This window comes from Verrucomicrobiia bacterium (assembly GCA_019634625.1).
Lineage (GTDB): Bacteria > Verrucomicrobiota > Verrucomicrobiia > Limisphaerales > CAIMTB01 > CAIMTB01.
Map to the genome: position 1 here is coordinate 28,735 of JAHCBA010000029.1, position 16,668 is coordinate 45,402.

The following is a 16,668-nucleotide window of genomic DNA, read 5'->3' on the forward strand; positions in this document are numbered from 1 at the left end:
GCGGAGGGACGATGGTCGATCGAGCATCCAAGGAGTCTATCGGATCAGCTTGGCAAAGATTGAACGGGGCGCAGCGTGCGAGTCATTGGGAGGACTGGAGGGGGCTCTGCGCCCGACTCTGGAGGAGGGTCGTTGACGCGGAGCCTCCAGGGTTTCGACGTGTTCAGGGTTCAGACAGAATCCCTGCCCGGGCCCGGCCTTTGCAGGAGGGCGGCGAGGGAGAGACAGAGGCGCTGACGGAGGAGGAGCGGGAGGTGGGTGACGAGACGTTCGACGGTCTGGATGGCGGAGTTGGGGAGGAACCGGAGGCAGGGTTCGGTGCCCAGTGCGCCGTGGGTCAGGGGGCAGCCGAAGAGGCGAAGTTCGAGGAGGTCGAGTCCGGCGGCGGCGGCGAGGGGCGGGATTTCGTCCGGGTGGAGGAGGAAGATGTGGCCGTCGGCGTCGGGTTGGAACTGCCGGTCTTCGAAGGTGGCGGGATTGGGATGATTGGAGAAGCGGGGGAGGCGGTTGCGGAAGTAGCGACCGTTGGGGGTGGTCATGACGAGATGGCCGCCGGGCCGGACGAGGGCGGCGGCGTGGCGGAGGAAGGCATCGGGATGGGCCACGTGTTCGATGACCTCGGTGATGAGGACGATGTCGAAGGCGTCGCGAAGGCCCAGTTCGAAGGCGTTGCCCGGGGCGAAGCGGACCGTGCCGGCGGTTTGTTTGAGGCGGACGAAGCCGGCGAGTTCCCCGCGGAGATCGTTCCAGGTCACCTGGTAGCCGAGTTCGGCGAGGGCGAGGGTGAAGTTGCCCTGGGCGGCGGCGACATCGAGGAGGGTGGCTGGGGGCGGGGCGGCGCGGGCGACCAGTTCGAGCGTGTGGCGGCGGCGTTCGGCATAGGCGCGGGCATAGCCGCACCGGGGGCGTTCGCCGTGGATTTCGAGGCGGTCGTAGTCGTGGCTGCGTCGCCAGCTTTCCGGCCAGGCGTCCTGGGGGACGAGGCGACGCATGGAACCGGCCTTGGGAATGGGGCGCCGCGGGTCGGCGGGCAGTGGGTGGCGGGCCGGGGCGGGGTCAGGCGGTCACGGTTGCCACCGCGCGTTTGGACGAGCCGGACCGGGAGCCGGACGAGGATTTGGAAGGGGCTGGGGAGGGTTCACTGCGTTCGGGGAGGCTGTCGGGGCCCGGCTTGGGTTCGCGCAGGATGGCGAGGAACTGTTTCATGGCGGGGGAGAGGACCTTGCTCTTCTTGACGATGGCGGCGACGGGGCGGGCGCAGTCCCCGCCGGATAACTCGACCTCGGCGAGCGTTCCGTTGCGGACCTCCTGGGCCACGGTGGACTGGGGGATGATGGAGACGCCGAGTTCGATTTCCACGGCGCGTTTCACGGTTTCGATGTTGTCCACCTCCATCACATGCTGGACCTCGACGCCTTCGGCGCGGAAGGCCTTGTCGATGGCGCGGCGGGTGGGGATGTCGGGTTCGAAGCTGATGAAGCGTTCGCCGCGGAGGGCGGAGAGGGGCATGGAACCGCGGGCGGCGAGGGGATGACGGGGGGAGCAGACGAGGACCAGCTTGTCCTTCCAGAGGGGCACGATATCGAGGCGGCTTTCCTTCACCGGGTAGGCGACGAGGCCGATGTCGCAGACGTTGCTGAGGACGTCCTCGTACACGCGATTGGAGCGGTGGTACTCGACGTGGACATTGACGGTGCGGTGGGTTCTGAGGAAGCGCTTGAGGAAGGGGGGCAGATCGTAGAGGCCGATGCTGTAGATGGTGGCGACGCGGAGGGTGCCGGAGACGACATCGCGCAGTTCCTGGAGCTGGGCGCGGAGGGTGTCGTAGGTCTGGATGATCTGCTTGCTGTGCTCGTAAAGGATCTGGCCTTCGCGGGTGAGGCGGAACTTCTTCTTGGAACGTTCGATCAGGGTGGAACGGAACTGGTTTTCGAGGGAGCGGATCTGCTGGCTCACCGCGGACTGGGTGATGTCGTTGATCTGCGCGGCCTTGGTGAAGCTCTCGGTTTCCGAAAGGTCGCAGAAGACCTTGAGCGTCTCGATTTGCATAAGCTCATGATTGTGATGGCTTGGCCATCGTCAAGTTTTTCTTATGGGATCACGCGAATCGCGGTGCGAGGGTCCCGATCCGGGGATGGGTGCAAAGGTCCTGGCGACGTGCCATAGTCGGCCGTGCCTCAACGGGTGGAAAACCGATCGATGGGCTGGACGACTGCCTGGTGGCGGGCGGTGTTGGTCCTGGGGATGGGGCTCCTGGTGTGGCGCGGGGCGGATGGCGACAGTCTGGGCGCGGTGCGGAGCACGGTGTATGTGGCGGTGCCGGCGGCCGGGGTGGAAGGAGGAGAGGAGGCCTGGGGATGGGCGGTGCCGGACGAGGTGGTGGTGCGGTTGCGCCCGGAGGCGGGCCGGGCAGGTCGGGCCATTCCGGCGGGATTGGGGGGGCAAGTGCGTTGGGTGGTGCCGCGCCGGGGGGGCCAGGTGGCGGTCCTGGGGGGGAGGGAGGGGAGGTTGGCGGAGGAGCTGGCGGTGGTGCGACTGCCGGCGGGGACGGAGCTGGGGGAAGCGGTGCGGGCGTTGTCGGAGCATCCCTCGGTGGCGTGGGCGGAGCCGAACTGGCGACTGCGGACCGCGGTGGAGCCCGGGGGGGTGACGCCGAGCGATTTCGAGTTTGCGCGGCAGTGGGCCCTGGAGAACACGGGGCAAACGGGCGGGGTTCCCGGGGCGGACATTGGGGCGCGGGCCGCGTGGGAAGTGACGACGGGGTCTTCGAACGTGGTGGTGGCCATCATTGATACGGGGATCGACCGGTTCCATCCGGATCTGGCGCCGAACCTGTGGAGGAATGCCCGGGAGGTGGCGGGGAACGGTCTGGACGACGACGGGAACGGATATGTCGATGATGTGCACGGGTACGATTTTGTGAGCCGGGATGGCGACCCGATGGATGACAACCTGCACGGGACGCATGTGGCGGGGATTCTGGGGGCGGTGGGGGACGACGAGAACGGCGTGGCGGGCGTGGCGTGGTCGGTCCGGTTGATGGGACTGAAGGCCTTCGACGAGACCGGGTCGGGGACATTGGATCACACCATCGAGGCCATCGCGTATGCGGTGTCGATGGGGGCGAACATCATCAATGCGAGCTGGGGGACGACGGTCCGGTCGCGGGCGCTGGACGAGATGGTGGAGGGGGCTGTGGCGCGGGGGGTGGTGTTTGTGGCGGCGGCGGGGAACAACGGGAACGAGACGCGGTTTTTTCCGGCGGCGGTGCCGGAGGCGGTGGCGGTGGGGGCGACCACCGACCGGGACGAATCGGCGAATTTCTCGAACCATGGGGATTTCGTGGATCTGGTGGCGCCGGGTGAGGCGATCCATGCGACGGTGCCGAACGCGGCGTGGAGCACGCTGAGCGGGACTTCGATGGCGGCGCCGCATGTGAGCGGGGCGGTGGCGCTGTTGTTGTCGGTGGCACCCGATCTGACCCCCGGGCAGGTGCGGACGATTCTGCGAAGCACGGCGGACGAGTTGCCGTTGGACCGGTACACGGGGGCGGGGCGGCTCAATGCGGCGCGGGTGGTGGGGGTACGGGAGGCATTGCCCGAGGCGGGGATCGACATGCCGGCCGAGTGGTCCGGGCGGCTGGCGGTGCGGGGGGTGGCGGGGGGGCATCGATTCGCGGAGTACCGGCTGGAGATCGGGGCGGGTCGGCGGCCTTTGGAGTGGACGTTGCTGCGCCGGGGAACGCAGCCGGCGGCGGTCGGGGTGTTGATGGAGGATTTCGACACCAGCGATTTCGACGACGGCGAGTACACGGTGCGCCTGGAGGTGGAGAATCATGCAGGACAGGTGGCGCGGGAGCGGAAAGGGGTGACGATCCGGAATGTGCGGATGGCGTCGCCGCGGAACAACGATGTGTTGCGATGGGGCGAGTGGGTGGAGATCCGGGGGAGTGTCGCCGGGGACGGACGGGTCTTCGAGGTGGCGTGGGGGTTGGGGCATCAGCCGGCGGAGTGGAGGACGGACGGGGTGGCATTGCAGGGGGCGGGCCTGGGTCCGCGGGTGGACGGGGTGCTGGCCCGGTGGGACAGCCGGGTGGTCCCGGCGGATGCGTTTGTGACCTTTCGACTGACGGCGATGCGGGAGGGGCGATGGGTGGGCGAGTCGCAGGCCCGGGCGGTGCATTGGTCGGGGGCGATGCGGGAGGGCTGGCCGCGGCTGTTGCCATTCGAGGATGAGTTTCCGGTGGGACACTGGCGGGAGTTTGCGGTGGCGGATCTGAATGGGGACGGGCGGCAGGAGGTGGTGCTGGTGGACCATGGCGAGCCGGGTGGGCGGCCGCCCCGGCTGATGGCGATCGGGGCGGACGGGACGGTGCGCTGGGCGCGGGATCTGCCGGGTGGCGCTCCGGAGTACGACGTGCCGGTGATTGGGGACCTCGAGGGGGACGGGTTGATGGAGATCTTCGTGGACACGGGAGACGGTGGGTGGATCCAAGGGTTCCGGTCGGACGGGGAACCGCTGGGTGGAGATTGGCCGGTGGCGCCCGGGGGGACGCATTTCGGGAAGTTGCTGGCCGACGTGACGGGCGACGGCCGGCTGGAACTGGTGGCGCTGGCGAGTCCGCCGCCGGATCTGGTGAGCGATCCGCGGCGGACGCTGGTGGTGCTGGATGCCGGGGGACGGGTGCTGGAGCGCTGGAGCGTGGCCGGGTGCGCCGAGCACGAGATCAACGTCCCGGAGCTGCGACCGGCGGTGGCGAACCTCGACGACGATACGGCCCTTGAGATCGTGGTGGTGGACGGGTGCCAGTCGGTCAGTGCCTTCAAGCTGGGGCGGGCTGGGGAGCCGCTCTGGACGGCGCACACCGACGCCTGGCTGGTGGCGTCTCCGGTGGTTGGGGATCTGGACGGCGATGGCCGGGAGGAGGTGATCCTTGGAGGCGTGGCGCGGGCGCGGGGCCAGCCGGGCGGGCTCTACGTCTTCGACCGCGAAGGTCGGAGACGGCCGGGCTGGCCGGTGCTTACCGGGCAATCGTTCCATGTCAGCGCCGCCCTGGCGGATCTGAGCGACGACGGGCGGCTGGAGATCGTGGTGCCGAGCTGGGATTCGGGAAGTCTTCACGTGCTGCGGGACGACGGGTTCGAATTGCTGGGATGGCCGGTGCGGAACGAATCGCAGGGGGCGGTGAGGTCGGGGGCGGTGGTGGGGGACATTGATGGGGACGGGGTGCCGGATGTGGTGCTGGCGACGCCGGGATTCTGGCTGCAGGTGGTGATCAACGGGGACACCACACGGTCTGGCGGGGTGCGGGCATGGCGGGCGGACGGGTCGCCCATCGATCTGCAACCCGGCCGGCCGGCGGCGGGACTGGTGATGGAGACGGCGGCGGGGGCGACCTGGCACCGGTATCCCGCGGCGGTGCTGGCCGATCTGGATGGGAACGGGCGGCTGGATGTGGTGGCGGCGAGCGTGCAGGACCGCGAGTACTCGGCCACGCCGCCGGTGGCACGGGCCAAGATGCGATCGAGCCTGTATGCGTGGGAACTGCCGGCGGCGGTGACGTCGGACACGCTGCCCTGGCCGGCGGCGCATGGCGGCCCCGCCCGCACGGGCCGGTTCCATCGTCCGCCGCCCCCGAACCAGGCTCCGGTGGCGCAACCGCTGCCGCATCAGACCATCGATTTGGGCGGTACGTTCCGGGCCATTCCGCTGGACCGGTATGTGCGCGATCCGGATCACCCGGTCAGTGCCCTGGAATGGCGGGTGGTCGATGACGGGGGCCTGAGGGTGACGGTGGAGACGGGACGGGTGTTGCGGGTCGATCCGCCGCGTGACGGGTGGGAGGGCCGTGGGACCGTGGTGCTGGCGGTGCGGGACCCGGCGGGGGCGGAAGTGCAGGTTGCCGCGGGATATGCGGTGGTGGCCGGGTTCCGGCCTCCGGTGGCCTTCCCGGACAGCGCGGCGACCTGGGAGGAGGAGCCCCTGACTCTGGATCCGGCGGCGAACGATGTCTCGCCCTCCGGGCTGCCGCTGAGGGTGACCGGCGTGAGCCGGCCCGGGAACGGGGTGGCCGAGGTGCTGGCGGACGGGCGGGTACGGTACACGCCGGCGGTGGATTTCTTCGGGGTGGACACCTTCGAGTACACGGTGACGGACGGGGAGGGAGGCTGGGCGACGGGGGAGGTGGAAGTGCTGGTGATCAATGTGAACGATCCACCGCGGCCCGAGCCGGTGCGTCTGGTGCTCGATGAGGACACCCGGGTGGAGTTCGATCCGCTGGAGAACGACAGCGACCCCGATGGGGACCCGTTGATTCTGGTCTCGATCGGCACGCCTGAGGCGGGAACCCTGACCGCTCTTGGGGACACGCGATTCCTCTATGTGCCACCCACGAACTACCACGGACAGCAGAGGTTCTTTTATGTCGTCGGGGACCCGCACGGGGCGACGGCAACCGGGGAGGTGGCGATCCTGGTGCAGCCGGTCAACGACGCACCGGTGGCGCGGGACCAGGTGGTGACGGTGAACCGCAACCGGTCGGTGGATGTGTTCTACGACGCGGAGGATGTGGACGGGGACCCGCTGACGTTCACCATCCTCGAGGGTCCCGAGCATGGCATCCTGCTGGCATATCCGACCCTGGCCCACTACGAACCCGGGCGCGGTTTTGTGGGGACCGACCGCTTTACCTACCGGGTTTCGGATGGGATCGAGAGTGTCGGGCCGGTCACGGTGACGCTGGTGGTCGTGGACGCCAACAATCCGCCGGATGTGGAGCCGGTGGACACCGTCACGGCGGTGGACCAGCCGATCCGGGTGGGGCTGGCGGTGTGGGATGTGGACGGGGATCCGTTCACGGTGCGGATGACGCTGGCGCCGGCGCATGGCGAGACGCGGTGGGAAGGGACCAACGTGACCTACACGCCGTTGCCGGGGTATGTCGGGACGGACCGGTTCGGGTACCGGGCCAGCGACGGCATGGATGAGAGCGCGGAGGCGGTGGTGACGATCCGGGTGACGGACGAGAACACCCCACCGCGTGCGGTGTCGGAGGTGTTGACGGTGGGTCGCAACCGGACGACGTCCATCCAGTTGAAGGCGACGGACGCGGAGAACAATCCGTTGCGGTTCGAGGTGGTGGAATTCCCGACGTATGGCCGGATCGAGGGCACGCCGCCGGCGATCGAGTACGCGCCGCTGACGGGATTCCGGGGAGTGGACCGCCTGCAATTCACGGCGAGCGACTGGGAACAGACGAGCGAGGTGGCGACCGTTCATCTGCTGGTGCGGGATCCGAACACCCTTCCGGTGGTGACGAATCAGACCGTCCGGGTACGGAGGGACGAGGCGGTGAGCTTCCGGTTGGCGGCGACGGACGCGGACGGGCATCCGCTGGAGGCGGCCATTCTGAAGGGGCCGAGGTTCGGGCGGCTGTATGGATCGGGCATCGACTTCACTTACGGACCGCAGGCGGGTTATGAAGGGAGCGACAGCTTCACGTACCGGGTGTGGGACGGGTACGCGCTGAGTGCGGAGGCACGAGTCACGATGGTGGTCGAGGCGCCCCGGCCGGCCTGGGTGAGACTGGGGGGGGCAGCCCTGGAGGACGGGGAGTTGGAACTGCGGATCGAGGCGTCCCCGGGGGCACTGGTCCGGATTGAGACTTCGGAGGATCTGGAACGGTGGACGGTGCGGGTTGTCCTTCCGGTATCGGAAGGAAGTCTGCGTTGGCGGGATGGAGAAGGTGCCGGGGAGGCGATGCGATTCTACCGGGTGGGGGTGGAAGGGGCGGGTTTTGGGCCGTAAAACCGGGTCGGGGAGGCGGGAAAGGCGAAGAAATCAGGCATTTTCGAGAGTTTTCCCTTGCGGGGCGGCTTCTCACATCCGTAGAACGCATCCGGTATCCGCGAAGGAGCAACGTTTCAACCACAACATCTATGGCGAAACCTTTGACCAAATCACAACTGGCTGCGTCCCTGGCTGACAAGGTGGGGCTGACGAAGAAGCAGGCCTCCGAGGTGCTGGCGGTGCTGACCGAGATGGCGTACAAGCACGCCAAGGACACCTTCACCCTGCCCGGGATCGGCAAGCTGGTGCTGGTGAATCGGAAGGCCCGGCAGGGGCGCAATCCGAAGACCGGCGAGACCATCAAGATTCCCGCCAAGAAGGTGGTGAAGTTCCGGGTGGCCAAGGCGGCGAAGGACGCGATCCTCGGTCACAAGTGAGTTTCGGGATCTGGTGCATGGCACCCTGTTAAACGGGGTGCCTTTTTTTTCCTGGATGGAGGGATTTCCCGGGACCGGACGTCCGCGGATCGCGGTGGTGGGCTGCGGTGCGTTGGGGAGTTACTACGGCGCATGCCTGGCGCGGAGCGGGCTGGATGTCCGGTTTTTGTTGCGGTCCGACTACGAGGCGGTGCGACGGGACGGAGTACGGATCGAATCAGCGCACGGGGGGAGTTTCACGGTACGGCCCGGGGTGGCGCGGGAGGCCGGAGAGATCGGGCCGTGCGACCTGGTGGTGATCGGGCTGAAAACCACGGCCAACGGGGAGCTGGGTCGCCTGGTGTCGCCGCTGGTGGGGCCGGGGACGGCGCTGCTGACGTTGCAGAATGGATTGGGCAACGAGGAGGCGCTGGCCCGGTTGTTCGGGGCGGAGCGGGTGCTGGGGGGGCTGTGTTTCGTCTGCCTGAACCGGACGGCGCCGGGGGTGGTGCGGCATCTGGCGCACGGGCGGATTGTGATGGGAGAGATGGGACGCGCGGCGACGGAGCGGGCGGCGACGGTGGCGGGATGGTTTCGGGCGGGGGGTGTTCCCTGCGAGGTCACGGATCACCTGGAGGCGGCGCACTGGGAGAAGCTGGTGTGGAACATTCCATTCAACGGGCTGGGGGTGGCTGGCGCGGCGGGGTACGAGAGTGTCCTGGCGGGGCGGCGGATGGGAACGGGACCGCTGGGGGCGTGCCTGGCGACCGACGTGTTGCTGGCGGAGGCGCGGTGGCTGGCATTGGTGCGGGAATTGATGGAGGAGACCCTCCGGGCGGCGCGTGCGCAGGGGTTGGGCGTGCCGGAGTCGGCGGCCGGGGAACAGATCGAGAGGACGCGCCAGATGGGGGCTTATCGGGCTTCGACGCTGATCGACTTCGAGCGGGGACTGCCGCTGGAACGGGAGAGCCTGTTTGGCGAACCCCTGCGACGGGCGCGGGCGCACGGGGTGGAGGCGCCGCGACTGGCGGCGTTGCACGCGCTGCTGGGGGAGTTGGAGCAGGAACGGACGCGGGCCGGGAAGGCTGTGGATCAGTAGGTCGAATGGGGGCCGGGCGCGCGTTGGATCAGTTCGATCTCGTAGCCTTCGGGGGCGTCGATGAAGGCGAAGCCACTGCCGTCGGGTTTCATGTGGGGTCCGTCGGAGTACCGGATGCCGTGGGATTCGAGGTGACGGGCGAAGGCGTCGAGGCTGTCCACCTGGAACGCCAGGTGGGTGAGATCGGGTTGAACCTGGACGGGGCCGCTGTCGGGGAACGAGCAGAGTTCGACGGTTTCGTCGCTTTCGGGAGCCTTCAGGAAGACGAGTTCGGAGCCGCGGGGGGATTTGTGGCGGCGCACCTCCTCGAGGCCGAGGACGTCGCGGTAGAAGGCCACGGAACGGGCGAGGTCATTCACGCGGTAGCGGGTGTGGAGGAGTTTGAAGGCCAGACGCATGGGGGGGAGGGTATCGGGATCGGGCCGGGAGGTCACGTGTTCGTCCTGGGGCGGGCCATGGCACAGCTTGCCAAAGGGTTGGGGGCTCCGTTTAATCCGTCCCGTGCCGCCACAGCAGACGTTGCGCCGCCCGATTGGGCTTTCCGGAGTGGGCCTGCACGGTGGGAACCGGGTCGAGATGACGTTCCTGCCGGCTGCGCCCAACACGGGGATACGGTTTCGGAGGGTGGATTTGGAAGGGCGCCCGGAGATCGAGGCGCGGGTGGATCATGTGGGGGACACGACGCGATCGACGACGTTGACCCGGGGCAGCGCGAAGGTGCACACGGTGGAGCATGTGCTGGCGGCGTTGAGCGGGGCGGGGGTGGACAATGCGGTGGTGGAACTCGACGCCGGGGAGCCGCCGATCGGGGACGGGAGTTCGCTGCCGTACCACCGGATGATCGAGGAGGCGGGGATTCTGCCGCAGAGCGAGCCGCGGGAACCGTACCGGCTGACGGAACCGATCGAGTTGGTGGCGGGGGACACGACGCTGGTGGCGTTGCCGCACGACCGGCTGAAGGTCACCTGCACGAATGCGGACCGGAACGGGCGGTACACGCAGGTGTATTCGGTGGAGATCACGCCGGAGACATGGGCCCAGCAACTGGCTCCGGCGCGGACGTTCTGTTTTTTCGAGGAGATCGAGGCGTTGGTGAAGTCGGGTTTGATCAAGGGGGGCAGCCTCGAGAACGCGGTGGTGATCCGGGAGGACGCGGTGCTGACCACCGAACCGTTGCGGTATCCGGACGAGTTTGTGCGGCACAAGATTCTGGACATCGTCGGGGATCTGGCGCTGACGGGGAGAGCGGTTCAGGCGCACATCGTGGCGGTGCGGCCGGGGCACGGGGCGAACTGCGAACTGGCCCGGCGGATCGTGGAGCAGATGCGGCGTCCGGACACGCTGCGTGGGGCGTTCACGCCGCCGCCGGCGCGGGTACGGACGCCGGCTGCGGCACCGGCTCCGGTGACGGCGGGGGCCGGGACCGATGGCGGGGTGGCGGTGGCGGTGGATCCGGTGGATTCGAGTGTGGATTACGTGATGCGGCTGCTGCCGCACCGGTATCCGTTTCTGATGGTGGACCGCGTGACGAAGGTGGAAGGGAACCGGATATGGGCGTTGAAGAACGTCACGATCAACGAGCCGTTTTTTGCGGGGCACTTTCCGGGGCATCCGATCATGCCCGGGGTGCTGCAACTGGAGGCCATCGCGCAGGTGGCCGGGATCCTCATGCTTCGGCAGGCGGAGAACGTGGGCAAACTGGCGTACTTCATGTCGGCGGAGAGCGTGAAGTGGCGCCGGCCCGTGCGACCCGGGGATCAACTCGTCATCGATGTGGAGTTGACCAAGAGCCGTGGGAAGATCGGGCGTGCCCGCGGGGTGTGCACGGTCGAAGGCGAAGTGGTGAGCGAAGCCGAGGTGTTGTTCATGCTGACGGACGGTTGATGCAAGTGGCGCCTCCAATGTCGCCGGTGATCCACCCCACCGCCGTGGTCCACCCGCAAGCGCGCCTCGGGGAACGTTGCGAGATCGGGCCCTACTGTGTGATCGGGCCGGAGGTGACCCTGGGCGCGGGGAACCGGCTGCACAGCCATGTGGTGATCGACGGGCATACCACGCTGGGGGAAGGGAACGAGGTGTATCCCTTTGCCACCCTCGGGCTGCGGACCCAGGACCTGAAGTGGCGGGGAGGGACGACGCGGACGGAGATCGGGGACGCCAACACGATTCGGGAGGCGGTGACGATCCACAGTGCGACGGGGGACGGGGAGGCGACCCGGATTGGATCGCGGAATCACATTCTCGCGTACAGCCACATTGCCCACAACGTGCGGATGGGGGATCACATCACCCTGTCGAGCGCCGGGTTGGCGGGGCATGTGCAGGTCGAGGACCGGGCGGTCATCGGGGGGCATTCGCTGGTGCACCAATTTTGCCGGATTGGAACCATGGCCATCATTGGCGGCTGCGCCAAGGTCGTGCAGGACATTCCCCCCTACATGCTCGCCGACGGCAATCCCGCCAGCATTCGCACCGTGAACAAGGTGGGGCTCGAGCGGAACGGGGTCTCCGAGGAGGCCACCCTCTGTCTGAAGCAGGCGTTCCGATGGCTGTTTCGTGAAAACCTTTCGCTCTCGACGGCTCTGTCGCGCATCGAGAACGACCTTCCACCCCTGCCGGAACTGCGACATCTCGTGCAATTCATCCGCGCCAGCGATCGGGGCATCAGCAAATGACCTTCCCGATCCCGCGCCTCAACGGCGCATCGACGGCGCCCAACCCGAAACCGTAAGTCCGCATCATTGACCATGAGTTCCCCATCCGAGCATTCGTCCGACCCCGGCGCCGGGGCCCTGTCCGGGCTTCGCCGCCGCACCGGCCGCGGGCGCACCTTCCGGCCGCGCCACCGGCTTTCGAAACCCAAGACGAGCGAGGGCGAAGCCGCCGAAGGCGCGCCGCCACCGATTCCGCCGGCCGCCGCGTCCGGTGTGTCCGCCCCCGAACCGGCCGTTCCAGTGCCACCCAGCGAGGGCTACGACTTTGGCGCTCCCGAGGACATGGGAGCGCCCGGCGAGCCGAACGCGCTGCCGGACGCGCTGCCGGACGATGCGGCGGTCCCCGTGGGGCCGGCGGAATCCGAGTGGTCCGAACCGGGGCCGGAGCCCGACGCTGGAATGCAGGAGGAGGACGGCTCGGGGCTGCCGCAGCCGCCGGAGCCGGTTCCGTTCCGTCAGGGCTCGCGAGCCGCGGTCCCGCCACCGCCACCCGAACCCGTCGGCCCGTTGCCGGGTACGGTCGAGGCCCTGGCCTATCGCCCGGCGACGCCGCGGTCGATCGAGCAGGCGGTGCTCGAGGTGAAGCGTGTGGTGGATGCCCTGCAGAAGGCGCTGACCGACATGGAGGAGGTCCTGGAACTGGTCGAGGACGCCGAACAGCAGAAGGTCGCCGACGAACGCGAATTGCAGCGGTTGCAGGAACTCCTGCGGCAGATGACCCAGATCCGGGAACGGGTGGTTCCGCCGCCGGCGCCCCGGCCGCTGCCGCCCGCCCCGCTGGAACGTCGGCGCCGCGAATATCCGGAGGGGCCTTCCGGCTCCGGCCCGATGCGGTCGCCAGCGGGATCTGGCTACGAGGGTGGACCGGACGATTACGCGGGTGACCCACGACGTCGCGCCCGGATGCGCGGACGCGGGCGGGGACGCGGGCGTGTGCCGGCAGGGGGGGCAGGGTATGCCGACAGCGGTCCGGGCCTGGTGCGGCGCAGCGACAGCGGCGGGGAAAGAGCTACATCGTCCGGCGACGCAGGGTCGTCCGGAATGGTCCGGGGCGAGGATCGTGGGGAGCGAATGGAGCGTGGGGAGCGAATGGAGCGTGGGGACCGGATGGAGCGCGGGGACCGGATGGAGCGCGGGGACCGGATGGAGCGCGGGGAGCGCAGACCGCTGGAGCGGGGATCGGCAGGCCGGGAGCCATTGGACCACGGCCAGGCCGAGCGCGCGCCCGGGGAGCGTGTGGAACGCAGACCGGTGGAGCGTGCCCAACCGGATCGAGCGCCTGTGGAGCGGGGGCCGGTTTCGGAGCCGCCCCCGTTGCCACCGACGCTGGACTGAAGACCGGCATTGCCACGGGCTGCCGGAAGGCGGCCCGGATCGAGGCGGTGACCCGCCCGGAACCCTGTTGAGCCGTGGGTTCGAAGGCGTGACAGGATCTCATGGCGGGGTTAAGCAGGCGCCATGCGCAGCGGGCCTGGCCCATGCATCCCGTTTCATCGGGCGATCTTGTGTGTCTTCGTGGCGGCCCTGCCCGGCGTGTGCGTTGCCTTCCCGGAAGGCCCCGCGACTCCCGGTTCGGCGTTGTACCGGGTCGAACGACATCGGGTGCCCCAGGCGCTGCCGGCACCCGTCCGAACGGCTTCGCCAGGAACCCGGGCCGCGCCCGCCCCAACGCCCGTCCCTTCGGACTCCCGGCCAACCGTCCAGGTGCTGGACGGTCCCGAACTCCGGGGGAGGTTCGGACATTCGGTGGATGGGGCCGGGGACGTGAATGGCGACGGGTACGACGATGTGATCGTGTCGGCGTTCACCGCGCTGGATTGGGCGGGGCTGGTTCATGTGTACTACGGAGGACCCGACGGCGTGTCGGAAAGCCGGATCTGGCGGTACGCCTGCGAGGAGCCCCAGGCCAAGTTCGGACACCAGGTGGCGGGGTTGGGCGATGTCAACGGCGACGGCTATGACGACATCCTGATTGGCGCCCCCGATTTTCACCGGGAACCTGACATCAGCGGACGGGTGTTTGCATTCTATGGATCGGCGGAGGGCCTGCCCCCAAAGCCCTCCTGGGAGTATCGGACGCCCGTCGTGCAGGGGAACCTCGGCTTCAGCGTGGGCGCCGCGGGAGACGTCAATGGCGACGGATACGCCGATGCGCTGGTGGGGGGCTACTACGACGTGGTTCCTCGACCGTCCGGGGCGCCCATGGTCCGTGGGTATGTGGGTCTGTTCTACGGTGGCCCGCAGGGTCTCGCTTCGGAGCCGGGCTGGGAGATTCGCGGCGACCGGAACATGACGCTGTTCGGGTATTCGGTCGCCGGGGCCGGAGACCTCAACGGGGATGGCTACGCCGACCTGGTGATCAGCGAGCCGCATGCCTCGGGGGCGCGGCAGAAGACCGGGCGCGTGTTTGTGTTCTACGGCTCCCCGGACGGACCCCGTCCGGACCCGGACTGGACCATCGTGGGCGTTCAGGAAACGCAGGAGCTGGGGGTGTCGGTGAATGCGGCCGGCGATGTGAACGGGGACGGGTACGACGACCTGATCGTCGCCGCCAACCGCACCAGCAACGGTCAACGCGAGGAGGGCATGGTGCTGGTGTTCTTCGGTTCGCCGACCGGGCTCGGACTGGAACCCGACTGGCGATTCGAATCCAACCAGGTCGAATTCCTGCTGGGCCACAGCGTGGCTCCGGCCGGGAGCGTCAATGGCGATCGTTACGGGGACATCGTGATCGGGGCCTTCTACGGGGAACAGGTCGAACCGAACGAAGGTGTCGCCATGGTGTTTCACGGATCGCGCTGGGGCCTGGGACGCCGCCCCGACTGGACCGGCCGCGGCATCCAACGCGAGTCGGGTTACGGTGCGACTGTCCGGTCGGCGGGCGACGTGAACGGCGACGGGTTTGCGGACATCGTCGTGGGACAACCCCGATACACCGGCAGTCTCGAGTATCAGGGGCGTGCCTTCCTATACTTCGGTTCCCGGGAGGGTCTGTCCGCTTCGAGCGGATGGCGGCCCCCGGGCGAACGGTTTGGATTCGAATTCCGCAGCGTGGTGGTGCCGTTTCCCGGCGTTGGCTGGACCTCGTTCCTGCTGCTGGCAACCGGCGCCGCGATTTTCGTGGTCACCCGCGGGTATTACCGGAGGCGCGAGAGGACCGCCCGGATGTTGCATGAGGTGCGGGAGTCCACCCTTCGCGCCGAACGCGACCGCGTGGCGCAGGATCTGCACGACCAGCTTGGCGCGCACATCACGGAGATCGCCCGCACCAGCGGCAATGCGCGACGCAGCCTGGACCAGACCCCGCTGGTCGAACGCAGCCTTCGCTCCATCGAGAAGACCGCCGGAGAACTGGTGGACAGCCTCGACCGGATCGTCTGGATCACCCAATCGCGCAACGACACCCTGGAACGGACGGTCGCCTACCTGCTCGACCGCATCGCCGAAACCCTGGAGGCCGCCGACCTCGCCTGCGAACTCGATGTCCCTGTCAGGCTTCCCGACATCCCCATCGAGAGCGTGGTTCGGCGCGACATCCTGCTCGCCGTGCGGGAGGCCCTGCACAATGTGATCCGTCATGCCGGTGCCACCCGGGTGCGCGTCGCCGTCGCCATCGAAGCCCGCCGGCTCCGCATCCAGGTCGAGGATGATGGCTGTGCGGAACCGCGGTACCCGGGCGAGGGCAGACGCCATTCGGGCAATGGCCTGGCCAACATGGAGGAGCGCATGCGCCGCCACGGCGGGAGCTGTACCGTCCGGTTCGAGGACCGCGGCACCTGCGTCGCCCTGGATCTGCCCCTGCCGGAGCCACTCCCATGAAAACTGAATTCCAGCCGGATATCCGTGTCGCGATCGTCGAGGACATCGCCGAGCTGCGCCGCAGCCTGAGCGAGCTGATCGGGACCGCCGCCGGCTATTGCCTGTGCGGCGCGTGGCCGGATGCCGAGAGCGCCCTGCGGGGAATTCCGTCCACCCAACCCGACGTCGTCCTCATGGACATCGAGTTGCCGGGGATGGACGGGGTGGAATGCGTGCGCCGGCTCAAGCCCATGCTCCCGCAGGCGCGGATCATGATGCTCACCGTGTTCGGGGACCAGGAACCGCTCTTTCGCGCCCTCGAGGCCGGGGCCAGCGGCTACCTCATCAAGAAGGCGCCGCCCGAAAGACTGCTCGCCGCAATTCGGGAGCTGCATCAGGGCGATTCGCCCATGTCTCCGGCGGTCGCACGGTTTCTTGTGAACTGGTTCCAGGATCGGAACGCGACCGAGGCCGGCGCGACGCTTCCCCGCGTGTTGCCGCGGGAACCCGCGGCGGCCGTGCCCGACACGTACCTCACCGTTCGCGAGGAGGAGATCCTCAAGCTCATCGCCCGCGGGCAGCGGTACAAGGAGATCGCCGACGGGTTGGGGGTCTCGTTCGACACCGTCCGCACCCACGTGCGAAACATCTTCAAGAAACTCCACGTCAACTCGAAGGCCTCCGCCGTGCGACGCTACCGGGCCCTGGGCAACGGCGATGCCTGACGTGCGTTGCGGGGCGGTGCATCCCCGAGTTGTGGGTGAGGAGGCAGGGAATCAGAGGGACGAGCTCCGCGAGTCCTCAATCCATTGCACCACTCCCCTGCGGCCTCGTGGAATCCGCCCTACGCGAT

11 protein-coding genes are annotated in these 16,668 nt (G+C 68.4%); 8 read left to right on the forward strand and 3 right to left on the reverse strand.

Going from position 1 to position 16,668, the window contains the following annotated elements:
- Positions 1–170: 170 nt before the first annotated feature.
- Entirely contained in the window at positions 171–992 is an 822-nt protein-coding gene (locus KF833_16375; protein MBX3746887.1) for a methyltransferase domain-containing protein, read from the reverse strand.
- Positions 993–1,056: 64 nt separating this feature from the next.
- Entirely contained in the window at positions 1,057–2,049 is a 993-nt protein-coding gene (locus KF833_16380; protein ID MBX3746888.1) for a LysR family transcriptional regulator, read from the reverse strand.
- A 150-nt stretch (positions 2,050–2,199) separates the two neighbouring features.
- On the opposite strand from KF833_16380, the gene KF833_16385 reads away from it, so the two are divergent.
- The 3 genes from KF833_16385 to KF833_16395 all read left to right on the forward strand — a co-directional run bounded on the left by KF833_16385 (position 2,200) and on the right by KF833_16395 (position 9,303).
- Positions 2,200–7,806 carry a tandem-95 repeat protein gene (locus KF833_16385; GenBank protein MBX3746889.1) on the forward strand — a complete coding sequence of 1,869 codons (5,607 nt, stop codon included), beginning with the start codon at positions 2,200–2,202 and terminating at the stop codon, positions 7,804–7,806.
- A 131-nt stretch (positions 7,807–7,937) separates the two neighbouring features.
- Positions 7,938–8,225 carry an HU family DNA-binding protein gene (locus tag KF833_16390; protein MBX3746890.1) on the forward strand — a complete coding sequence of 96 codons (288 nt, stop codon included), beginning with the start codon at positions 7,938–7,940 and terminating at the stop codon, positions 8,223–8,225.
- 55 nt (positions 8,226–8,280) lie between these two features.
- Entirely contained in the window at positions 8,281–9,303 is a 1,023-nt protein-coding gene (locus tag KF833_16395) for a 2-dehydropantoate 2-reductase (protein MBX3746891.1), read from the forward strand.
- Here KF833_16395 and KF833_16400 read toward each other — a convergent pair.
- The gene (locus KF833_16400; protein MBX3746892.1) at positions 9,297–9,701 is read right to left on the reverse strand and encodes a VOC family protein; all 405 of its coding nucleotides are present in this window, start codon (positions 9,699–9,701) and stop codon (positions 9,297–9,299) included. The two genes, KF833_16395 and KF833_16400, sit on opposite strands and share 7 nt — an antisense overlap.
- Here KF833_16400 and lpxC point away from each other — a divergent pair.
- From lpxC to KF833_16425, 5 genes are all read left to right on the forward strand, one after another.
- Entirely contained in the window at positions 9,700–11,187 is a 1,488-nt protein-coding gene (gene lpxC, locus KF833_16405) for a UDP-3-O-[3-hydroxymyristoyl] N-acetylglucosamine deacetylase (GenBank protein ID MBX3746893.1), read from the forward strand. The two genes, KF833_16400 and lpxC, sit on opposite strands and share 2 nt — an antisense overlap.
- 17 nt (positions 11,188–11,204) lie before the next feature.
- Complete coding sequence (lpxA, locus tag KF833_16410; protein MBX3746894.1) at positions 11,205–11,978, forward strand: acyl-ACP--UDP-N-acetylglucosamine O-acyltransferase; 774 nt, start codon at positions 11,205–11,207, stop codon at positions 11,976–11,978.
- A gap of 72 nt (positions 11,979–12,050) precedes the next feature.
- Complete coding sequence (locus tag KF833_16415; GenBank protein ID MBX3746895.1) at positions 12,051–13,352, forward strand: hypothetical protein; 1,302 nt, start codon at positions 12,051–12,053, stop codon at positions 13,350–13,352.
- 123 nt (positions 13,353–13,475) lie between these two features.
- Positions 13,476–15,836, forward strand: a complete 2,361-nt coding sequence (locus KF833_16420; GenBank protein ID MBX3746896.1) for an FG-GAP repeat protein — start codon at positions 13,476–13,478, stop codon at positions 15,834–15,836.
- Positions 15,833–16,540: a response regulator transcription factor gene (locus KF833_16425; protein ID MBX3746897.1), complete on the forward strand. Its 708-nt coding sequence runs from the start codon at positions 15,833–15,835 to the stop codon at positions 16,538–16,540. Before KF833_16420 ends, KF833_16425 begins: the two co-directional genes overlap by 4 nt.
- Positions 16,541–16,668 lie beyond the last annotated feature (128 nt).